This is a genomic window from Streptomyces zaehneri (genome assembly GCF_032248645.1).
Lineage (GTDB): Bacteria > Actinomycetota > Actinomycetes > Streptomycetales > Streptomycetaceae > Streptomyces > Streptomyces coriariae.
Window position 1 is genome coordinate 408,960 of record NZ_JASTTJ010000004.1, and the last position, 20,164, is coordinate 429,123.

The 20,164-nt window shown below is 72.2% G+C and carries 15 protein-coding genes; 5 read left to right on the top strand and 10 right to left on the bottom strand.

Annotated features, from left to right (window positions below):
- Nucleotides 1-89 precede the first annotated feature (89 nt).
- The 4 genes from QQM72_RS10070 to QQM72_RS10085 all read right to left on the bottom strand — a co-directional run bounded on the left by QQM72_RS10070 (nt 90) and on the right by QQM72_RS10085 (nt 5,610).
- Entirely contained in the window at nt 90-1,547 is a 1,458-nt protein-coding gene (locus QQM72_RS10070) for an NCS2 family permease (protein WP_314220458.1), read from the bottom strand.
- A gap of 159 nt (nt 1,548-1,706) precedes the next feature.
- Nucleotides 1,707-4,100, bottom strand: coding sequence for a xanthine dehydrogenase family protein molybdopterin-binding subunit (locus tag QQM72_RS10075; RefSeq protein WP_314220459.1), 2,394 nt, complete (start codon nt 4,098-4,100; stop codon nt 1,707-1,709).
- Nucleotides 4,101-4,102: 2 nt separating this feature from the next.
- Nucleotides 4,103-4,720, bottom strand: a complete 618-nt coding sequence (locus QQM72_RS10080; RefSeq protein ID WP_314220460.1) for a (2Fe-2S)-binding protein — start codon at nt 4,718-4,720, stop codon at nt 4,103-4,105.
- Nucleotides 4,720-5,610 carry an FAD binding domain-containing protein gene (locus QQM72_RS10085; protein ID WP_314220461.1) on the bottom strand — a complete coding sequence of 297 codons (891 nt, stop codon included), beginning with the start codon at nt 5,608-5,610 and terminating at the stop codon, nt 4,720-4,722. The genes QQM72_RS10080 and QQM72_RS10085 overlap by 1 nt, the downstream gene beginning before the upstream one ends.
- A 383-nt stretch (nt 5,611-5,993) precedes the next feature.
- Between QQM72_RS10085 and QQM72_RS10090 the strand changes: the two genes are divergently transcribed.
- Nucleotides 5,994-7,694 carry a PucR family transcriptional regulator gene (locus QQM72_RS10090; protein WP_314220462.1) on the top strand — a complete coding sequence of 567 codons (1,701 nt, stop codon included), beginning with the start codon at nt 5,994-5,996 and terminating at the stop codon, nt 7,692-7,694.
- 170 nt (nt 7,695-7,864) lie between these two features.
- Nucleotides 7,865-8,650, top strand: a complete 786-nt coding sequence (locus tag QQM72_RS10095) for a hypothetical protein (protein WP_314220463.1) — start codon at nt 7,865-7,867, stop codon at nt 8,648-8,650.
- A 384-nt stretch (nt 8,651-9,034) separates the two neighbouring features.
- Here QQM72_RS10095 and QQM72_RS10100 read toward each other — a convergent pair whose 3' ends face one another.
- The gene (locus QQM72_RS10100) at nt 9,035-9,859 is read right to left on the bottom strand and encodes a GntR family transcriptional regulator (protein ID WP_314220464.1); all 825 of its coding nucleotides are present in this window, start codon (nt 9,857-9,859) and stop codon (nt 9,035-9,037) included.
- A 156-nt stretch (nt 9,860-10,015) separates the two neighbouring features.
- On the opposite strand from QQM72_RS10100, the gene QQM72_RS10105 reads away from it, so the two are divergent.
- Both QQM72_RS10105 and QQM72_RS10110 read left to right on the top strand, forming a co-directional pair.
- Entirely contained in the window at nt 10,016-10,864 is an 849-nt protein-coding gene (locus tag QQM72_RS10105; protein ID WP_314220465.1) for a (2Fe-2S)-binding protein, read from the top strand.
- A 313-nt stretch (nt 10,865-11,177) separates the two neighbouring features.
- Nucleotides 11,178-12,242: a DUF2637 domain-containing protein gene (locus QQM72_RS10110; RefSeq protein WP_314220466.1), complete on the top strand. Its 1,065-nt coding sequence runs from the start codon at nt 11,178-11,180 to the stop codon at nt 12,240-12,242.
- Between the two features lie 153 nt (nt 12,243-12,395).
- On the opposite strand, the gene QQM72_RS10115 is transcribed toward QQM72_RS10110, so the two are convergent.
- From QQM72_RS10115 to QQM72_RS10125, 3 genes are all read right to left on the bottom strand, one after another.
- The gene (locus tag QQM72_RS10115; protein ID WP_314220467.1) at nt 12,396-12,884 is read right to left on the bottom strand and encodes an ATP-binding protein; all 489 of its coding nucleotides are present in this window, start codon (nt 12,882-12,884) and stop codon (nt 12,396-12,398) included.
- A 1,075-nt stretch (nt 12,885-13,959) separates the two neighbouring features.
- Nucleotides 13,960-14,532, bottom strand: coding sequence for a hypothetical protein (locus tag QQM72_RS10120; protein ID WP_399076628.1), 573 nt, complete (start codon nt 14,530-14,532; stop codon nt 13,960-13,962).
- A gap of 137 nt (nt 14,533-14,669) precedes the next feature.
- The gene (locus QQM72_RS10125) at nt 14,670-15,320 is read right to left on the bottom strand and encodes a hypothetical protein (protein WP_314220468.1); all 651 of its coding nucleotides are present in this window, start codon (nt 15,318-15,320) and stop codon (nt 14,670-14,672) included.
- Between the two features lie 222 nt (nt 15,321-15,542).
- Here QQM72_RS10125 and QQM72_RS10130 point away from each other — a divergent pair, with 222 nt between their 5' ends.
- Nucleotides 15,543-17,075, top strand: coding sequence for a transcriptional regulator (locus tag QQM72_RS10130; RefSeq protein ID WP_314220469.1), 1,533 nt, complete (start codon nt 15,543-15,545; stop codon nt 17,073-17,075).
- A 24-nt stretch (nt 17,076-17,099) separates the two neighbouring features.
- Here QQM72_RS10130 and QQM72_RS10135 read toward each other — a convergent pair whose 3' ends face one another.
- Both QQM72_RS10135 and QQM72_RS10140 read right to left on the bottom strand, forming a co-directional pair.
- Complete coding sequence (locus QQM72_RS10135; RefSeq protein ID WP_314220470.1) at nt 17,100-18,842, bottom strand: pyruvate dehydrogenase; 1,743 nt, start codon at nt 18,840-18,842, stop codon at nt 17,100-17,102.
- A gap of 62 nt (nt 18,843-18,904) precedes the next feature.
- On the bottom strand, nt 18,905-20,164 hold a 1,260-nt coding region (locus QQM72_RS10140; protein WP_399076633.1), incomplete at its 5' end, for a protein phosphatase 2C domain-containing protein.

The following is a 20,164-nucleotide window of genomic DNA, read 5'->3' on the forward strand; positions in this document are numbered from 1 at the left end:
TTGGCTGCGGTTGCGTGGAGGGCGGTGGTGCGAAGTGCGGTGCTGCGGGGTGCGGTGGTGCGGGGGCGGGTGCCCGTCGGGCCGGGGTGCTAGTGCACGCCCAGCCGGCCCTCGATCGGGTTGAGGGCGAAGTAGACGAGGAAGACCGCCGTCAGGACCCACATGAAGGCGCCGATCTCCCGCCCCCTGCCCTGCGCGGCCTTGATGGCGACGTAGGAGATGACGCCCGCGGCGACACCGGTGGTGATGGTGTACGTGAACGGCATCAGGACGACGGTCAGGAACACCGGGATCGCGGTCGCCCGGTCGGCCCAGTCGACGTGGCGGGCGTTCATCAGCATCATCGCGCCGATGACGACCAGGGCGGCGGAGGCGACCTCCTGCGGGACGATCGCGGTGAGCGGGGTGAAGAACAGACAGGCCGCGAAGAAGGCGCCGGTGACGACCGAGGCGAGGCCCGTACGGGCTCCCTCGCCCACACCGGTCGCCGACTCGATGAACACGGTCTGGCCGGAGCCGCCGGCCACCCCGCCGATCGCCCCGCCGGCGCCGTCGATGAACAGCGCCTTGGACAGGCCCGGCATCCGGCCCTTGTCGTCGGCGAGCCCGGCCTCGGTGCCGACGCCGATGACGGTGGCCATCGCGTCGAAGAAGCCGGCGAGGACGAGCGTGAAGACGATCATGCCGACGGTCATCGCGCCGACCTCGCCCCAGCCGCCGAACTCCACGTCCCCGAAGAGCGAGAAGTCGGGCATCGAGACCGCGCTGCCGTGCAGTTCGGGAGCGCCGGCCGCCCACTGCTCAGGGTCGACGACCCCGGTGGCGTTGAGGACCGCCGCGACGACCGTGCCGCCGACGATGCCGATGAGGATGGCGCCGGGGATGTTCCTGGCCTGCAGCATGAAGATCAGCAGCAGTGTGCCGGCGAACAACAGGACCGGCCAGCCGGCGAGTTCGCCCGCCGGGCCGAGGGTGAGCGGGGTCGCCTCGCCCTGGTGCACGAAGCCGGACTTGTAGAAACCGATGAGCGCGATGAACAGACCGATGCCCATGGTGATGCCGTGCTTGAGCGCGAGCGGGATCGCGTTCATGATCATCTCGCGCAGGCCGGTGACGACCAGCAGCATGATGACGACGCCGTACAGCACGCACATGCCCATCGCCTGCGGCCAGGTCATCTCCGGGGCGACCTGGGAGGACAGGACGCCCGAGACCGAGAGCCCGGCGGCGAGCGCGAGTGGCACCTTGCCGAGGAAGCCCATCAGCAGCGTGCTGAAAGCCGCTGCGAAAGCGGTTGCGGTGATCAGCGCCTGCGGACCGAGGGTGTCCCCGGCCGCGTCCTTGCCGGACAGGATCAGGGGGTTGAGCAGGAGGATGTACGCCATCGCCATGAAGGTGGTGACGCCGCCGCGCACTTCGCGGGCGACCGTGGATCCCCGCCCGGATATGTGGAAGTACCGGTCGAGCCGGGACCGTCCGGCCGGGACGCGGGTGCCTTCGCCCGCGTCTTCGGCTGTGGTCCTCGGCTCCAGTGACTGCTGGGTCATGGGCCATCTCCCAAGGTTCAAAGGGACACCCGCGTGGCGCCTTCGGCCGGCCGCGGGATTTGGGAATGGACGACCCGGGGGACGGCCCGAGACGAACAAGGGGAGGGTGGTCCGGGGGTGCGGCACCCCCGGACGACATCCTGATCGGACCCCGTGGGGTCACGTTCCGGTGAGGTGCTCCGGTCGTACCGGCGTGCGGTTGAGCTCCAGCCCGGTCGCGTTCCGGATGGCCGCGAGGACCGCCGGGGTGGACGACAGGGTGGGTGCCTCGCCGACGCCGCGGAGCCCGTAGGGGGCGTGGTCGTCGGCGAGTTCGAGCACGTCGACCGGGATGGTCGGCGTGTCGAGAATCGTGGGGATCAGATAGTCCGTGAACGACGGGTTCCTGACCTTCGCCGTCCTGGGGTCGACGATGATCTCCTCCATGACCGCCACGCCCAGCCCCTGGGTCGTGCCGCCCTGGATCTGGCCGATCACGGACAGCGGGTTGAGCGCCTTGCCGACGTCCTGGACACAGGCCAGTTCGATGACCTTCACCAGACCGAGCTCGGTGTCGACCTCGACGACGGCGCGGTGCGCGGCGAAGGAGTACTGGACGTGTCCGTTGCCCTGCCCGGTGCGCAGGTCGAACGGCTCGGTGGGCCGGTGCCGCCACTCCGCCTCGACCTCGACGCTGTCGTCCTCGAGCACGTCGACCAGGTCGGCGAGGACCTCACCGCCGTCGGTGACGACCCTGCCGCCCTCCAGGAGCAGCTCGGCGGTGGCCCAGGCGGGGTGGTAGGAGCCGAACCTGCGACGGCCGATCTCCAGGACCTTCTCCCGGACGAGCTCGCAGGAGTTCTTGACGGCGCCGCCGGTGACGTAGGTCTGCCGGGAGGCCGAGGTCGAGCCGGCGCTGCCCACCTGGGTGTTCGCGGGGTGGATGGTCACCTGCGCGACGCCCAGCTCGGTGCGGGCGATCTGCGCGTGCACGGTGATCCCGCCCTGGCCGACCTCCGCCATGGCGGTGTGGACGGTCGCGACGGGCTCGCCGGCGATGACCTCCATACGGACCTTGGCGGTCGAGTAGTCGTCGAAGCCCTCGGAGAAGCCGACGTTCTTGATGCCGACCGCGTAACCGATTCCGCGGACGACGCCCTCGCCGTGCGTGGTGTTGGACAGACCGCCGGGCAGCTGCCGTACGTCGGCGCCCTCGCTGCTCTCCCACTGGCGCTCCGGGGGCAGCGGCATCGCCTTGACCCGGCGCAGGATCTCGGCGACCGGCGCCGGGGAGTCGACGGGCTGCCCGGTCGGCAGCAGGGTTCCCTGCTCCATCGCGTTGAGCCGGCGGAACTCCACCGGATCCATGCCGAGTTCGGCCGCGACCTTGTCCATCTGCGCCTCGTAGGCGAAGCAGGCCTGAACCGCGCCGAAGCCGCGCATCGCGCCGCAGGGCGGGTTGTTGGTGTAGAGGGCGACGGCCTCGATCTCGACGTCGTCGACGACGTACGGACCGATGCCGAGCGAGGAGGCGTTTCCGACGACGGCCGGGCTGGCCGAGGCGTACGCGCCGCCGTCGAGGACGATCCGGCACCTGACGTGGGTGAGCTTGCCGTCGCGGGTCGCGCCGTGCTCGTAGGAGAGCTTCGCCGGGTGGCGGTGGACGTGACCGAAGAAGGACTCGAAACGGTTGTAAACGATTTTGACGGGTTTTCCGGTGCGCAGGGCCAGCAGACAGGCGTGGATCTGCATCGACAGGTCCTCGCGGCCGCCGAACGCGCCGCCGACGCCGGCCAGCGTCATGCGCACCTTGCTCTCGGGCAGTCCGAGGACGGGCGCGATCTGACGCAGGTCGGAGTGCAGCCACTGGGTGGCGATGTAGAGGTGGACGCCACCGTCCTCCTCGGGCACGGCGAGGCCGGACTCGGGGCCGAGGAAGGCCTGGTCCTGCATGCCGAAGGTGTACTCGCCCCTGACGACGACATCGGCGCGCGCGGCGGCCGCGGCGGCGTCGCCCCGGACGATCGGCTGGCGGTGGACGATGTTCGGGTGCGGGACGTGGGCGATGTGGTGGTCGTCGCGGCCCTCGTGGATCAGGACGGCGTCCGGCGCGGTCGCCGAGGCCTCGTCGGTGACCACGGGCAGTTCGCGGTACTCGACCTTGATCTTCGCGGCGGCGCGGCGGGCGGTCTCGGGGTGGTCCGCGGCGACGATCGCGACCGGCTCGCCGTGGTGCCGGACCTTGCCGTGGGCCAGGACCGGGGTGTCCTGGATCTCCAGGCCGTAGTTCCTCACGTCGGTCGGCAGGTCGTCGTACGTCATCACGGCGTGGACACCGGGCAGGGCGAGGGCCTCGGACGTGTCGATGGAGACGATCTCGGCGTGGGCGACCGTGGAGCGCAGGATCTGGCCCCAGAGCATGTCCTCGTGCCACAGGTCGGACGAGTACGCGAACTCGCCGGTGACCTTGAGGGTGCCGTCGGGGCGGAGCGTGGACTCGCCGATGCCGCCCTTGGTGCGGGAGGCCTGGGTGACCTTGGTCGGAGTGCCGAGGGGAGCGCCGTTGGAGGGCATCGTCAGACCGCCTCTCCCTGTCGGGCGGCCGCCAGGCGGACCGCGTCCATGATCTTCTCGTAACCGGTGCACCGGCAGAGGTTGCCGGAGAGCGCCTCCCGGATGTCCGCGTCGCTCGGGTTCGGGTTGCGTTCCAGCATCTCGTCGGCGGCGACCAGCAGCCCCGGGGTGCAGAAACCGCACTGGACGGCGCCGGCGTCGATGAACGCCTGTTGGATCGGGGCGAGTTCGGTTCCCTCGCCGGTGTGGGAGTCGGCGCCCTGGGCGGGCCGGTCGTCGGCCCCGTGGAGGGAGGGGGAGGCGCCTGCCGCGCCCGGTGTTCCCGCCGTGCCGCAGGAACCGGTTCCACAACCGCCGTGCTCGGCACGCCGCTTGGCGTAGTCCGCGAGGCCCTCTACGGTGACGATGTCGCGGCCCTCGGCCTGCCCGGCGGCGACCAGACAGGAACACACCGGGACGCCGTCCAGCCGCACGGTGCACGAGCCGCACTCGCCCTGTTCGCAGGCGTTCTTCGAACCCGGCAGTCCGAGCCGCTCACGCAGCACGTACAGCAGGCTCTCGCCCTCCCACACGTCGTCGGCTTCCTGCGGACGTCCGTTGACAGTGAAGTTGACGCGCATCACGCGGCTCCCTTCGCGGTGCTGCGGGGGCCGCGGTACGACTCCCACGTCCAGGTCAGCGTGCGGCGGGCCATGACGCCCACCGCGTGCCGTCGGTAGCTCGCCGTCCCCCGGACGTCGTCGATGGGGTTGCAGGCGGCGGCGCACAGGTCCGCGAACTGCTTGGCGACGGAGGGTGCGATGATCTTTCCGTTGTCCCAGAAACCGCCTTCTTCGAGTGCCGCGTTGAGGAAGTCCTCCGCGGTCTTCGCCCGGACGGGGGTGGGCGCGGCCGAGCCGATGCCGGTACGGACGGTCCGGGACTGCGGGTGCAGTGCGAGACCGAAGGCGCAGACGGCGATGACCATGGCGTTGCGGGTACCCACCTTGGAGTACTGCTGCGGGCCGTCGGCCTTCTTGATGTGGACGGCGCGGATCAGCTCGTCGGGGGCGAGCGCGTTGCGCTTCACGCCGGTGTAGAAGGCGTCGATCGGGATCCGGCGGGTACCGCGCACCGACTCCGCCTCGACCTCGGCGCCCGCCGCCAGCAGGGCGGGGTGGGCGTCGCCGGCCGGGGAGGCGGTGCCGAGGTTGCCGCCGACGCCGCCGCGGTTGCGGATCTGCGGGGAGGCCACGGTGTGCGAGGCGAGGGCGAGGCCCGGCAGTTCCGCGCGCAGATTCTCCATGATCCGGGTGTAGGGGACGGAGGCGCCGAGCCGCACGCTGTCCTCGCCGACCTCCCACTCGTAGAGGTCACCCACGCGGTTGAGGTCGAGCAGGTACTCGGGCCTGCGGTGGTCGAAGTTGATCTCGACCATCACGTCGGTGCCACCCGCAATCGGCACAGCGGTGGGGTGCTCGGCCTTGGCGGCGAGCGCGTCCTCCCAGCTGGCGGGGCGAAGGAAGTCCATGACCGGCTCTCTTCTTCGTCTCTTGGGTCTCGTGAGTCGTATCGAGCCAGAATCGGGTGCGGCGGGCCCGGCTCGTATCTGTGGTGTTCACGCGGAGTGGGGCCAGTACACAGCGCCTTGCTCCGACCGGGTCAGTCACGGAAACCATGAAGGAATTGGCTGGTCGGCCCAGGCATCTTGTAGATTCGTATGAACGGAAGCCCTCGGTAACCTCCTCGTTTTCCTGTGGAAACGTAAGAAACGACCTGGCCACCGAAGAATGCGGTTCGTGACTGTCCGCCGCGCGGGTCGGGCTCCCCGGTGCGGGCCCGACGGCGGGTCCTCACCCACCGCGTCCTTCAGGATTCATCGTAGTTTTCGAGACAAAGAACGGCGGCGACGAGATGCGGCTGCGCGCACTGCTGGACACCGATGCGCTGGGCCTGAGGCTCCTCGGCGGCGAGGACGAGCTGGAGCGCACGGTACGGGGTGTCATGACCACCGACCTGCGCGACCCGAGCCGCTACCTCTCCGGGGGCGAGCTGGTGCTGACCGGCCTGGCGTGGCGCCGGGACGCGGCGGACTCCGAGCCGTTCGTGCGGATCCTGGTGCAGGCCGGGGTGGCCGCGCTCGCGGCCGGCGAGGCGGAGCTGGGGGCCGTTCCGGAGGACCTGGCCGTGGCCTGCGCCCGGCACCGTCTCCCGCTGTTCGCGGTGCACGAGTCGGTGGCCTTCGCGACGATCACCGAGCACGTCGTACGGCAGGTGTCCGGCGAGCGCGCCGGGGACCTCGCGGCCGTCGTGGACCGGCACCGCCGGATGATGACCTCGGGCCCGGCGGGCGGCGGCCCGGACGTCGTGCTGGACCTGCTCGGCTCCGACCTGGACCTGCGGGCCTGGGTGCTGTCCCCCACCGGACGGCTCATCGCCGGCCCCGAGATGACGGGCCCGGGCCTGCCGCCCGACGCGTGCGCGAAGCTGGCGGCGGAGCACCTGGCGGCCGTCCGCACCGGGCGGCGCGGACCGCACCGGGTGATCATGGGCCAGACGACGTACTCGCTGTTCCCGATCGGCAGCGGCGCCCGCGCCCCGCAGGCCGCACGCACCTCGCAGGCCGCCCAGGCACCGCGGGACGTGCGCGAGAGCGTCCTGTCGGACTGGCTGCTGGCCGTCGAGGCGGACGCCGGGGACTGGGCGGACGAGCGCCTCGACCTGCTCCAGGGCGTCACCCAGCTGATCGCCGTCGAGCGGGACCGCCGCGACGCCGCGCGCACGGTGCGCAGGCGTCTCGCACAGGAGGTGCTGGAGCTGGTCCAGACGGGCGCGGCCCCGGCGGAGATCGCGGCCCGGCTGCGGGTGGCGGCGCCGGTGCTGCTGCCGGGGCTGGGGGCCGCCCCGCACTGGCAAGTGGTCGTGGCCCGTGTCGAGTGGGACGAGGGCGGGCTGGAGGCCGGCCCGGTCGCCCAGTCGCTCCTGGAGGAGATCCTGGTCGACCCGCTCGCCACCGGACCCGAGCCCTCCGACCGTATCGCCGTGGCCCACACCGGCGACGAGGCCATCGCCCTGGTCCCGCTGCCGGCGGTGTCGAGCGAGCACGACGGCTCCGAGACCGGCCTCCTCGCCGACGCGCTGCTGGCGTCCGTTCGGGAGCCGCTGTCGTCCGGCCTCGACGGCGACGGGCGGCTGACGCTGGGCGTCAGCGCGGCCGTGCACTCCGCGGAGGGGCTGCGCGGGGCCCTGGAGGAGGCACGGCACGCCCGGCGGGTGGCCGCCGCCCGCCCCGGCCGGGTCTGCGCCGCGGGCCACCAGGAACTGGCCTCGCACGTGCTGCTGCTCCCGTTCGTCCCGGACGATGTGCGGAAAGCGTTTACCGCCCGTCTCCTGGACCCGTTGCGCGACTACGACCGACGGCATCGCGCGGAGCTGATCCCGACCCTGGAGGCGTTCCTGGACTGCGACGGTTCGTGGACCCGGTGCGCGTCCCGTCTGCACCTGCACGTCAACACGCTGCGCTACCGGGTCGGACGGATCGAGCAGTTGACGAGCCGTGATCTCTCGCGGCTGGAGGACAAGCTGGATTTCTTCCTTGCGCTGCGGATGAGCTGACACCGAAGCGACACCGGTCACCACCCCTGGGTCACGGCCTAGGAAGCCTTTGGGGCGCGGAGTCCCACGACTTTGTGAAATCCTTCACCCGCCCCCTTGGCCCGGTCCCGGGATTCGTGCTGAGATGCGGCCACCACTCAAAGCTCGACGGCGCGCTCGGGGAGGGCAACGTGGCGTACACCGCCATGTCTGGTACCGGAACGACCTCAGGTGACGATCCCCTCCAGACCGCGGTATGGCGGCTGCGCTCGCGCGCCTGCTGGGCCGACGCGGCGGCTCTGCTCCCGCCCGACAGCGCGGCCGGCTCGGTCCAGCGCGCCGCACTGCTCGTGGAACGGTGCCTGTACACCGAGCAGGGCTGGCAGGACGCCGAGGACGCGCTGCGCACGGCGGAGGCGCTGGCCCACGACGACGAGGAGCGCGGCGCGGCCGCTTGTGAGCGAGGGCAACTCGCCTACGCGGCCACGCTGCACGGCGTGCGCGACCGGGTGGACGAGGCGCGGGCCGCGCTCGGCCGGGCGGCGGCGCTGATCCCGCCGGACGCGCCCGGACGGGCGCTGCTGGACTTCCGCCGGGGTCTGCTCGCCGAGAACATCTCGCGTTCACCGCAGGCCGCGAGGGCCGCGTACCGGCGCGCCCACACGGCCGCCGCGGCCCATTCCGACCTGCTGCTGCTGTCCTTCACCTGGCGCCACCTCGCCGGACTCGCCCTGCGAGAAGGCGAGGTGGCGGAGGCGCGGCACGGATTCGCCGAATCCCTGCGTATCCGGGAGGAGTTGGGCTACCTGGTGGGCACCGCCCCGGCGCTCGCCTCGCTGGCGGACGCGGAGGTCGACCCGGAGGCCTCGCGGCTGCGGGAGGAGGCGCGACGCCTGTTCCGGCTCCTGGGCGGCGTACCGACCTGGCTGGCACGGCAGTTGGCCCCACCGCCGACGCCCAGCCCGTCCGGAGTCTGAGGACGCGGCGTCGCCGGGGGCGGGTGAGGAAGACGACGCGCGCTCACGGCCGAAGGGGAGCCTCTCGACGACTCGAGCGGGCGAGGCCCTCGTACGGTCCAGAGGGGCCGTGCCCCTCTCGCGGCTCGAACAGGCCGGGCCCCTTGGGTGCCCGAGCGGACAACGCCTCGGCGCAGCCGGCCGGCAAGATCTTGCGCGCACCGCGGGCGGGCCACCGCTCGGACGGCGGCGCGGTGGCGCGGGGCGGCGCTCGGACGGCAGCGCGGGCCACCGCTCGGACGGAGCAGCGCGGGGCGGCGCTCGGACGGGCAGCGCGGGCGCTTTGGTGCTGTGGTGCTGTTCGGGCCCGGCGGGCGGCAGGGTCGTGGCCCGGCGGCGGTCGGCTCAGCCGCGGGTGCCGGTGAAGTGCCCGCGCACCAGCGCCTGCGCCCGGTCCGGCTCGCCGGCCGTCAGCGCTTCCAGCAGTGCCATGTGTTCCGCCGCGTCGGCCATCAGGTCCACCCGCCCGCGCCGCACCGAACCGCCGGCCGGCGGCCACTGCGAGCGCCGGTGCAGATCCTCGGCGACGCCGACCAGTTGGTCGTTGCCGGACAGGGCGAGCACCGCCCGGTGGAAGACCCGGTCGGCCTCCGCGTACGTGGCCGGGCAGCCGGAGGCCGCCGCGCGCACGCTCGCCTCGCCGGCCGGCCGCAGCTCCGCCCAGCGCTCGGCCGGCACCGTACGGGCGAGCCGCAGCATCACGGGAACCTCGATCAGCGCGCGCACCTCGGCCAGCTCGGCCAGCTCGCGGTTGCCCCGCACGACCACCCGGAAGCCCCGGTTGGGGACGACCTCGACGGCGCCCTCCAGCGCCAGCTGCTGCATCGCCTCGCGGACCGGCGTCGCGGAGACCCCGAAGCGATCACCGAGGACCGGCGCCGAGTACACCTCGCCCGGCAGCAGTTCCCCGGCGACCAGCGCGGTGCGCAGGGCGTCGAGGATCTGGCCGCGCACCGAGGCACGCTGCACCACCGGCCGGGGGCGCGGAACGGGGGTCTCACCGTGCGTGTGCTCACCCCGTGCGGCGCCCGCCGGACCGCATCTCTCCCGGTCCGCGTCCTCGGCGGACCCGGCGGACCCCCGCGACTGCGCCGGCACCCGGGTACGGCCCTCGGCCCCCGGCACGGCCGGGGATCCGGTACCGGTGGAGCCCTGCGCACCCTGCTCCACGGGGCCTCCTCCGGCCTTGTCGGTACTTGGGGTCATTACGGCGGGTTGTTACTCGTCCGTCAAGCACCTTAGGCGTACTGGCCGTCAGTTCAAATCCCGACGATACTGAGTAAGGTAAGGCTTACCTTTAATTCCTCTCGAAACGGCGGTCCCGGCATGCCCACAGCCCCGTCGGCCACAGCGGAGGCCTACACCCGCCTCGCGGAGGTCTTCCCCGGCCTGACCGTCACGGAGCTGGAACACCGGGAACCGTTTCCACAAGGCGGCGGCTGGGTCGCGGCTGCCGACCTCGCGGACGGCGGAGCAGCCCTGGAGGCCTTCCTCGCCTGGGACGACGCCCAGGTCGTCCGTGACTACGGGCAGTCCGCCCGCCCGGACGTCGTGGCCAGCTTCGGACTGCACCGGTACTCCTGGCCCGCCTGCCTGCTGATCACCGTCCCCTGGTTCCTGCACCGCCGGGTGCCCCGCCTCCCCGTGACGCACGTCTCCTACGACCGCACCGGCGACGGCATGCGGATGGCCGTCCGGCCGCCCACCTCCTTCGCCTGCCTGCCCGGCGATCCGGCGGCGCTGCTGCCCGGCGCCCGGGTGGTCCGGGACGAGGAGGCGCTGCGGGCGGAGGTGCGGGCCGCGATAGCCGAGCACCACGAGCCGGTGCTCGCCGGGTTCGGACCACCCGCGCGACGCCGCGGCCGGGCCCTGTGGGGCATGGTGACCGACGAGATCGTCGAGAGCCTCTGGTACGTCGCCGGACTGCTCGGCGAGAGCGAGAAGGACCGGGCACGACGGGAACTGGAACTGCTCCTGCCGGGCGCGACCCGGCCGTACGTCGGCGCGGCGTCCTTCCGCGAGCTGACCGGACCGGACGGCGAGACCCTGCCCACCCGGGACCGGGCGAGCTGCTGCATGTTCTACACACTGCGCCCCGAGGAATCCTGCGCCACCTGCCCGCGCACCTGCGACGCGGACCGCGTCACCAAGCTCACCGCGGCCGCCGTCAGTTGAGGCGGCCTCAGGCGCCCCCGCGGGCCGGGCGCCGCCGACCGTCCCGTAAGATCACCCGGACGAGACCACTCCCAGGGTTACAGGCAATTCACAACTTCCTCACCTACCCCGGGAACTTTCCGAGGAACCACCCGTACGGGTAGTCTTATTCGAACTCAACTCCCGCCCCTCAAGCGGCAGTTCGAGCAGAACGTCGCCCTGGGCATCCCCTTGCACTTCCTTGGCGGCCTCTTGCCCCGAAACCCCCTGAGGGACGGCGGGGTTGCGCCACTATGGCGGGCGTTACGCCCTATCCCAATGCAAGGGACCCCTGATGAGATTGACCGACATATCGCTGAACTGGCTGCTTCCCGGCGCCGTACTGCTCCTGGGCATGCTGGCGGCGGTGGCGGTGCTCGCGCGCGGCAAGCGCTCCTCCGGGGCAAACGCGAGCGCGGACGATTCGTGGGAGCGTACCGAGGAGCGCCGCAGGCGCAAGGAGGCCATATACGGCACCGCCTCCTATGTTCTTCTGTTCTGCTGCGCGGCCGTTGCCGCCGCCCTCTCCTTCCACGGCCTGGTCGGCTTCGGCCAGCAGAACCTCGGCCTGACCAACGGCTGGGAGTACCTGGTCCCGTTCGGCCTCGACGGCGCGGCCATGTTCTGCTCCGTGCTCGCGGTGCGCGAAGCCAGTCACGGCGACGCGGCCCTCGGCTCCCGCATACTCGTGTGGACGTTCGCGGGCGCGGCGGCCTGGTTCAACTGGGTGCACGCGCCCAGGGGCCTCGGTCACGACGGCGCGCCGCAGTTCTTCTCCGGCATGTCCCTCTCGGCGGCCGTGCTCTTCGACCGGGCCCTGAAGCAGACCCGCCGGGCCGCACTGCGCGAGCAGGGTCTCGTGCCCCGTCCGCTCCCGCAGATCCGCGTCGTGCGCTGGGCGCGTGCCCCCCGCGAGACCTACAGGGCCTGGTCGCTGATGCTGCTCGAGAACGTGCGCAGCCTCGACGAGGCCGTCGACGAGGTCCGTGAGGACAAGGCCCGCAAGGAGGAGACGAAGCTGCGCCGCCGCGAGCAGCACCGCGTCGAGCGGGCTCAGTTGAAGGCGATCAGCCGGGGCCACGGCCCCCGCTTCCCCGGCCGCGGTGGCGGCGGTGGCCGTCCGGTGGAGGCCCCGGCCGCCCTGGAGCCGGCCACGGCCGAACGGGTGTCCGCGGAGCCTGCCATAGCGAACTCGGCGGAACAGCTGCCCGTACGCTCACGGCCCTCCCTGCAGCCCGTACGCCACGCCTCCGACTCCTCCCTCACCGTCGACCTCACCGCGGAGGACGACACGATGGCCCTGCCGCGCCTCGACTCCCTGGAGCGCAAGCTCAAGGACCTGGAGCAGCAGTTCGGCTGACGGATCATCACTTTTCATGGGAAGGGGGCGCGACCGCCGAGGTCGCGCCCCCTTCCCGTTGCCCGCAGCCCGCAGCCCGCTGCCCGCCGCTCGCCGCTCGCCGCTCGCCGCTCGGCAACCGTCGCTCAACGGCGATTGCCGAGCCGCCTTCGTTCACGCGGCTCCGGCGCCGAGCTCGAACCAGACGACCTTGCCGCCGCCCTGCGCCCGTACCCCCCATGTGTCCGCGAGGGACTCCACCAGGACCAGACCCCGCCCGTGCGTGGCCTCGTCGGCGCTCGGCACCCTCGGCCGGGGGCGTTGGGCCACGGAGTCCCGCACCTCCACCCGCAGGCCGGACGGTGAGACGGTGGCCGTCAGGACCGCGTCGTCGTCGGTGTGCACGAGCGCGTTGGTGACGAGTTCACTGGTGAGCAGTTCCGCCGTCTCCGACCGCCCCGGCCTCCCCCAGCCCCGCAACAGTTCCCGCAGCGCCCGGCGCGTCTCGGGCACCGCCCGCAGGTCGGCCCGTCCGAGTCTGCGACTGAGCTGCGACGCCCGGTCCTGCTCCGCCACGTCCTCGGCCCTGCTCTCCCCCGCCAGTATCGTCGCCGAGGTGCTCGCGATCGCCGTCGGACCGCTTCCCCGTGCCTGCCTCTCCATGACCCCCGCCCGCGTGTCGATGTGGTTTCCCCTCCTGCTCGAACACGTTCACGGGGATCCTTGCCCGGTCGGCACCGCGCCAGTCATGTCGAATCATCGACGCCCGGGTGTTCGGCCATGTTCGGGCGGGCGTCCAGGTCGCTGCCGGGAACGGGGCGACCGTACGACGGCGCTGTTCGGACCGTCCGGGAGAGGCCGCGTGCGGTACGTCCGCACCTCGCCCGAGGGCGTCCGGAGCGAGCGCTGTGACGGTTCGGGCGTCCCGCGCGGCACGTGGCCCCTGTGCCGCCGGTGACGTCGGCGTGGCCCGATCCGGGCGAGTCGCCGCCGGTGGACCGGGCCGCGCGCGCCGGTCCTGATCCGCCGGGCCCGGCGACCGGCGGGGAAAGCCCTGGTCGACGGGCCGGTTCCGCTTCGTGGGGTACGCACCGGCGCGAAAGGGCGGGCCGCCGGCGGAGGCGGTGATCGGCCCCGGATCCCGGGTCATGGGGCTGCCGCACGACGGCGCCGACGTGCCCCCGGGGGCGTGCACCCGCGCAACGGCACCCGACCGTGTCACCTCTCTCGCGAGCGGGAGTGAGCCGGCGTGTCCGCGGTGCGATACGGCCGCCGCCCCGGCCGTCCCGACCGCCTCCGTAGCTACGCGCCCAGGCGGCGCGCCGACCGCCGGGGATCAGCCCGTCTGCCGATCCACCCCTGCCTGCCTGGCCGTAGGCGAGGAAGGGGTGGGGCAGCGGGTACCGCCCCCACCGCGTCCTCCGCGGACCTGCGCCTCTCCGCCGCGCCGAGCACGCCCTCGCCCGGCCGACGAGGTTGGCCGGAATCCGCCGGTGCGCGAACGGCCTTGGCAGGGAACAGGGTTGGACGGGCCGGTGATCGAACCGCTGCCTTCCCAGCACCCCACCACAGCGGGTGCCGCCTCGGCCGCCTCGGCCGCCTCGGCCGCCTCGGCCGCGGTATCGGCGTCCGGACGAACAGACGGACGGACAGACGGACGAGCAGACGGACGACGGGACAGACGGACGACAGGACGGACGACCGGACGCCGAGACCGCTCGTGTCGGGATGGTGGTGCCTAGCCGGCCTCGACTCCCTTCGTGCCGATGTGGAAGATCTTGTGGGTGCCGCGGGTCATGTCGACGATGAGCTTCGTGGTGTCGCTGCCCCAGGTGAGCGTGACGACGGCCTCCGTGTAGTTGGCCGTTCCGCTGTCGGTGACCTTCCACGCCAGCGGGACGTTCTGCGCCTGGAGGACGCCGTCGGCGTGGTTCTTGTCCTCCCAGGCCGCCAGCTCCTTCTGGAAGGCGGGGGTGAGGTAGTGCTTGCGGAGTTCGTCCGCGAGCTTGCCGCCGCCCTCGTCGGTCACCGCGTCGATGTAGGCGCCGTAGAAGTCGGCGATGCGCGTGATGTTGTCGGACGGCTTGCCGCTGACGCTGCGCGGGCTGCCGGCGGAGGCCTGCGCCGTCACGCCGAGACCGAGGGCCAGCGCGAGGCCGGCGGCCACGGCCGTACGGCGGCGGGCGGTACGGAAACGGGTCGTGCCGTTCTTGGCGGTCGCACTGTCGTCGTTGGTCGCGCTGTTGTTGCTGGTCGTGCTGTTGTTGCTGGTCATGCTGTTGTTGCTGGTCGCGCTGATGTTGCTGGTCATGTGCGTGTTCCCCGTGTGTCTCGTGTGTGCGGCCCGTCCGGCCCGGCTGACGGCTGTGTGGTCGTACGGGGCCACCGGCCCTCCCGACCCCCGTGGCGGGAGGGCGGCGGCCCCGGTTCTTCCTCGGTGGTCGGGTGTCAGTGGAGCTTGTTGACGGCCGTGACGGTCGTCTTCTTGAAGGCCTTCACCGGGGCGTCCCCGAAGTCGCCCAGCTGGCCCCAGTCCACGACCGTCACCGTCGTACCGTCCCGGCCGACCGAGAGGAGGCGGATGTCGGTGGCGCCCCAGGAGGTCTCGGTGTGCAGACCGTAGACGTGGGCGCCTTCCTCCACGTCGAGCTTCCCGTAGTCCTTGAGCGTGGCCTCGACCTCCGGGTCGGCCTGCTCGATCCACACGGGGCAGGACTTGATGTCCTGGTTGACCCGTGCGAACCGGCCCTTCGCCGCGCTGACGCTCGACAGCTCGACGCTCACCTGGCGGGCGCTCGTGTCGAGGTCGGTCCGGAAGTCCCGGTACCAGGAGTTCCGGCCGTCGCCCAGCGCCATGCCGAGGCAGCGGTCCACCTCCACGTCCGGGGACGCACCGGCGGTGACCTTGCCCGCCGTCCAGGACGAGCTGGGGTGCGGCGGAAGGTCGGCGGCCGAAAGGAAACCGGGCGCTCGCAAAGTGGCGGCGCCCGCCGGTACGGCGAGTACGGCACCGACGGCGAGGCCCGCGGCCGTGAGTGCGGTGAGTCCGGTGAGTCCGGTGAGCCCGGTGAGCGTGCCGGCTCGGGTGCGCTTGGACATGGGTGTCCCCCGTGAGTGAGTGCGTGGCTGTGGGTCGTCACCATGAAGCCGGTTGGTCGGTCCGGCCCTGGTCGGTGCGACACCAAGAGCATCGGCGGTACGGGCGGCCCGGTGCAACGGTCGGCGCCCGATCGGCCGAGGTGGAACCATCCCAGCCCATCTGACGTGCAGGTATGTGAGTGCCTGGGATGACCGCCGGGCCGGACGAACACGGGGAGAACGGTGTCGACCGACGACGGTGTGGCCGATGTGACGGAGTTCGCGGCGCTGCTGACCGAACTGAAGGGGCGCACGGAGCGCAGCTACGGCTCCCTGGCCCGCCGGCTGGGCATGAACACCTCGACGCTGCACCGGTACTGCGCCGGGGAAGCGGTTCCACAGGACTTCGCCCCCGTCGAACGGCTCGCGGAGTTCTGCGGGGCGACACCGGAGGAACGCCTCGAACTGCACCGGCGGTGGCTGCGAGCGGTGGCGGCCCGCCAGCGGGCCCGGAACACGGCGGCTTCGGAGACACCGGAACCCGGCGGCACTCCTGGAACACCGGAAGGCAGGGAAGGCAGGGAAGGCGGGGAAGGCGGGGAAGGCCAGGAAACCGGTGAGGCCCGCGAACGGTCGGCAACACCGGGAACGGCAGCGTTACAGGGGACACGGGAACAGCCGGTGACGCGGGAAACGCCAGTAACAACTGGGGCGCCGGAAACACCGGAAACCGCAGCACCCTCGGAGACCGCGAAACCCTCCGAAACACCGGCAGAAACGGAACCCAGGCCTACGGCGGCCACGCAGGCTCGGAAACCGGACGGGAAACAGGTACCGCCTCGCCCTTGGTACCGCCGTCGGCGCACCACGGTCGCCTTCGGTGTCGCCTGCGCGCTGCTCGCCACCCTGGGAACGCTGTCCGCGCTGCCCGGCGGCGGCCGCCCCTCGGCCGTCGGCGACGTCGGCCGGCCCTCCGGTTCCGCCACGGCCGCGCCCCGGACAACGAAATCAACCCCCTCCCCGACGCCCGGCGCCGCCTCGGCCACCTCACCCACACCCGGCACCGCCTCCCCTTCCGCCCGCCCCGCGAGGAACTCCCCCGCCCCGGACGCCTCCCCCGCCGACGGCAAGGCCTCGAAACCCGCGTCGGTCGTACCGCTCGCCTGGACCGTCGACTCGCAGGTCTGGGCGCTCGGTTGCAGTCACGACTACGTCATCGACAAGCCGCCGGCGCGGGTTCCGCCGCCCCCGGCGGAGCAGGACGCCGGCCCCTGGGCCACCGCCCAGGCAGCGGTGCACGGGCGGGAGACCAACGTGGAGATCTCGGTCCAGGGCCGCAGTTCCACGGCCGTCGTGCTGACGGCGCTGCGCGTGCGGGTCGTCGGTCGTGCCGCGCCCATGACGGGCACCGCGTACGCCATGGACCAGGGCTGCGGCGGCTCCCTCAGCAAACGTCACTTCGCGGTCGACCTGGACAAGGACCGTCCCGTGGCGCACTCCGTCGCCGGCAACGACTCGGGCACGCCGATCCCGGCGGTGAGCCTGCCCTACCGCGTGTCCAGCACCGATCCCGAGGTGCTGCTGGTCACGGCACGCACCGAGGCCTGTGCCTGCGACTGGTACCTCGAACTGGACTGGTCGTCCCAGGGCCGTACCGGCACGGTCCGTATCGACGACCGCGGCCGCCCGTTCCGCACGAGCGGCATCAAGGGGCTGCCGCGCTACTGGTACGGCTCCGAGAACGGTGAACGCCAGTGGGTCCCGACCGGCGACTGACATCCCCGACCGGCGGCCACCCTTCTACGGCCGGGGCACGTTGCGCAGGTTGGAGCGGGCCATCTGAAGCATCCGGCCCACTCCGCCGTCGAGAACCATCTTCGAGGCGGAGAGTGCGAAACCGGTCACCATCTCGGCGCTGATCTTCGGCGGGATGGACAGGGCGTTGGGGTCGGTGACGATGTCGACGAGGGCCGGGCCCTTGTGCCGGAAGGCGTCCTTCAGCGCGCCGGCCAGCTGTCTGGGCTTCTCCACGCGCATACCGTGGGCACCGCAGGCACGGGCGACGGCGGCGAAGTCGGGGTTCTTGTTGGTGGTGCCGTACGAGGGCAGACCGGCGACCAGCATCTCCAACTCGACCATGCCCAGCGACGAGTTGTTGAAGAGCACGACCTTCACCGGCAGGTCGTGCTGCACCAGCGTCAGGAAGTCGCCCATCAGCATGGCGAATCCGCCGTCGCCGGACATCGACACCACCTGTCGGCGGCGGTCGGTGAACTGGGCGCCGATCGCCATGGGCAGCGCGTTCGCCATGGAGCCGTGCGAGAAGGAGCCGATGACACGGCGACGGCCGTTGGGCGTGAGGTAGCGGGCTGCCCAGACGTTGCACATACCGGTGTCGACGGTGAACACGGCGTCCTCGTCCGCGAGTTCGTCGAGGACGGCGGCGACATACTCCGGATGGATGGGAACGTGTTTCTCCACTTTCCGCGTGTACGCCTTCACCACCCCCTCCAGCGCGTCGGCGTGCTTCTTCAGCATCCGGTCGAGGAAACGACGGTTCTCCTTGGCCCGCACCCGCGGGATGAGACAGCGCAGGGTCTCCCGTACGTCGCCCCATACCGCGAGGTCCAGTTTCGAGCGACGGCCGAGGTGTTCGGGGCGTACGTCGACCTGGGCGATCTTCACGTCGTCGGGGAGGAAGGCGTTGTAGGGGAAATCCGTTCCGAGCAGGATCAGCAGGTCGCACTCGTGGGTGGCCTCGTAGGCGGCGCCGTAGCCGAGGAGGCCGCTCATCCCGACGTCGTACGGATTGTCGTACTGAATGTGTTCCTTGCCGCGCAACGCATGCCCCACCGGGGACTTGATCTTCCCGGCGAACTCCATGACCTCGGCGTGCGCGCCGGCCGTGCCGCTGCCGCAGAACAGCGTGACCTTGTCGGCGGCGTCGATCATCGCGACCAGTGCGTCGATCTCGGCGTCGCCGGGGCGGACGGTGGGCCGGGCGGTGACGAGAGCGGTTTCGACGGCTTTCGCGGGGGCCGTCTGGTCGGCGATGTCACCGGGCAGCGACACGACGCTGACGCCACGGCGTCCGACAGCGTTCTGGATGGCGGTGTGCAACAGCCGCGGCATCTGTTTCGGGCTGGAGATCAGCTCGCTGTAATGGCTGCACTCGCGGAACAGCTGATCGGGGTGGGTTTCCTGAAAATAGCCGAGACCGATTTCGCTGGACGGGATGTGCGAGGCGAGGGCCAGGACGGGGGCCATGGAGCGGTGGGCGTCGTAGAGGCCGTTGATGAGATGGAGGTTGCCGGGTCCGCAGGACCCCGCGCAGGCCGCGAGTTTCCCGGTGATCTGGGCTTCCGCACCGGCGGCGAAGGCGGCCGTCTCCTCGTGCCGGACGTGGATCCAGTCGATGGCGGGGTTGCGCCGCACCGCGTCCACCACGGGGTTGAGGCTGTCCCCCACGACACCGTAGAGGCGCCGCACTCCCGCGCGGGCGAGGATGTCCACGAACTGTTCCGCGACGTTCTGCTTGGCCATGGATCGACGCACCCCTTCGGTCTCCTCGGGTCCCTGACTCCACAGTGGCCGCGGCGACTCGGTTACGCCTCCCAGACGGCCGCCGCCGTGCGGTCGTCGGCGTAGCCCTTCACCCTCACCTGGGTGTCGGCGAGGAAGGCGGCGAGACCGGGCGGAGTGGTGCCCGACCAGCATCCCGCCAGGTACGCGGACAGCTCCCGCTCCCCGCGCAGGGGTTCGGCCAGACCGTCCGTGCACATCAGGAGCGTGTCACCCGGGCGGGCTACGGAGGCGCGGAAACGGAACGGCTCGCGGGGCGGTTCGGGGTCCGGGTCGTAAGGGTTCGGCGGCGTGGTGATGCCCAGGTCCATGGTGAGCCGGTCCCCCTCGGGCGTCTCTGCGGGCAGCGACCCGAACCCGACGACCGGTGCGCCCGCCACCTGGCCCACCTGCGGCTCGATGTCCCGCCACACACCGTCACGCAGCCGGAACAGGCCGCCGGCGCCGACGCCGAAGAAGACGCGCGTACGGCAGGCGGGGTCGGCGGGCAGGAGCAGACAGCGCAGGGTGGCCGCGTACTCCTCCGGTTCCAGGCCCTGTTCGGCGGCGCCGGCGCGGAGCCGACCGAGGCTGCGGTCGGTGAGCCGGTGCAGGCCCGACTTCAGGTCTCCGCGCCTGGCCGCCCGCATGTCCTCGGCGAGCCGGACGTGACTGCGGCCGACGGCCTGCCCGATCCACCGGCACACCTCGGCGGCCGCCCGATGCGCTCCCGGGGTCGCGCGGGCGCCGGTCGCCATCGCGACCAGGATCAGCGCCTGCTCCCCCGCGCCGAAGCGGGCGGTGAGGAACGCGTCACGGCGCGGCTCCCCCCGGTACCGCGCGGAGTCCCCCCGCACCGAGGCGGCCCGCAGCGTCCAGACTCCGTACCGGGCGCCGTCCAGGACGGTGTCGGCGACCAGGTCGGCGAGGTCGTCCGGGTCCGCGGGCGGAAGAGCGGTGGGCTCGGCGTCGTAGGTGGGCGGCCCCGAACCGACGTACTCCTTGGCGGCGGACAGGGGCGGGACGGCGGGCAGGGCGGGCAGGCCGGAGACAGTGGGGGGATGGTCCGGCGGGGAGGTGCTCGGTGCGACGGGGGCGCGTGCGGAGTCCGGCTCGCGTTCGGGGGCGGGCGCGGGGTTCGTCGCGTAGAGGGGGGTCGCCGAACCGTCGACAGAGGCGGTGGGGGCCTGCGGGGGCGGCGGAGCGTGGGCCGGCACGGGGGGCATCGCGGGCGGTGGGGGCGGTGGGGGCGGCGCGGTGGGTGAGGCCGGACCGGTGCCCCCGCCCGGTGCGGTCGCGCTCGC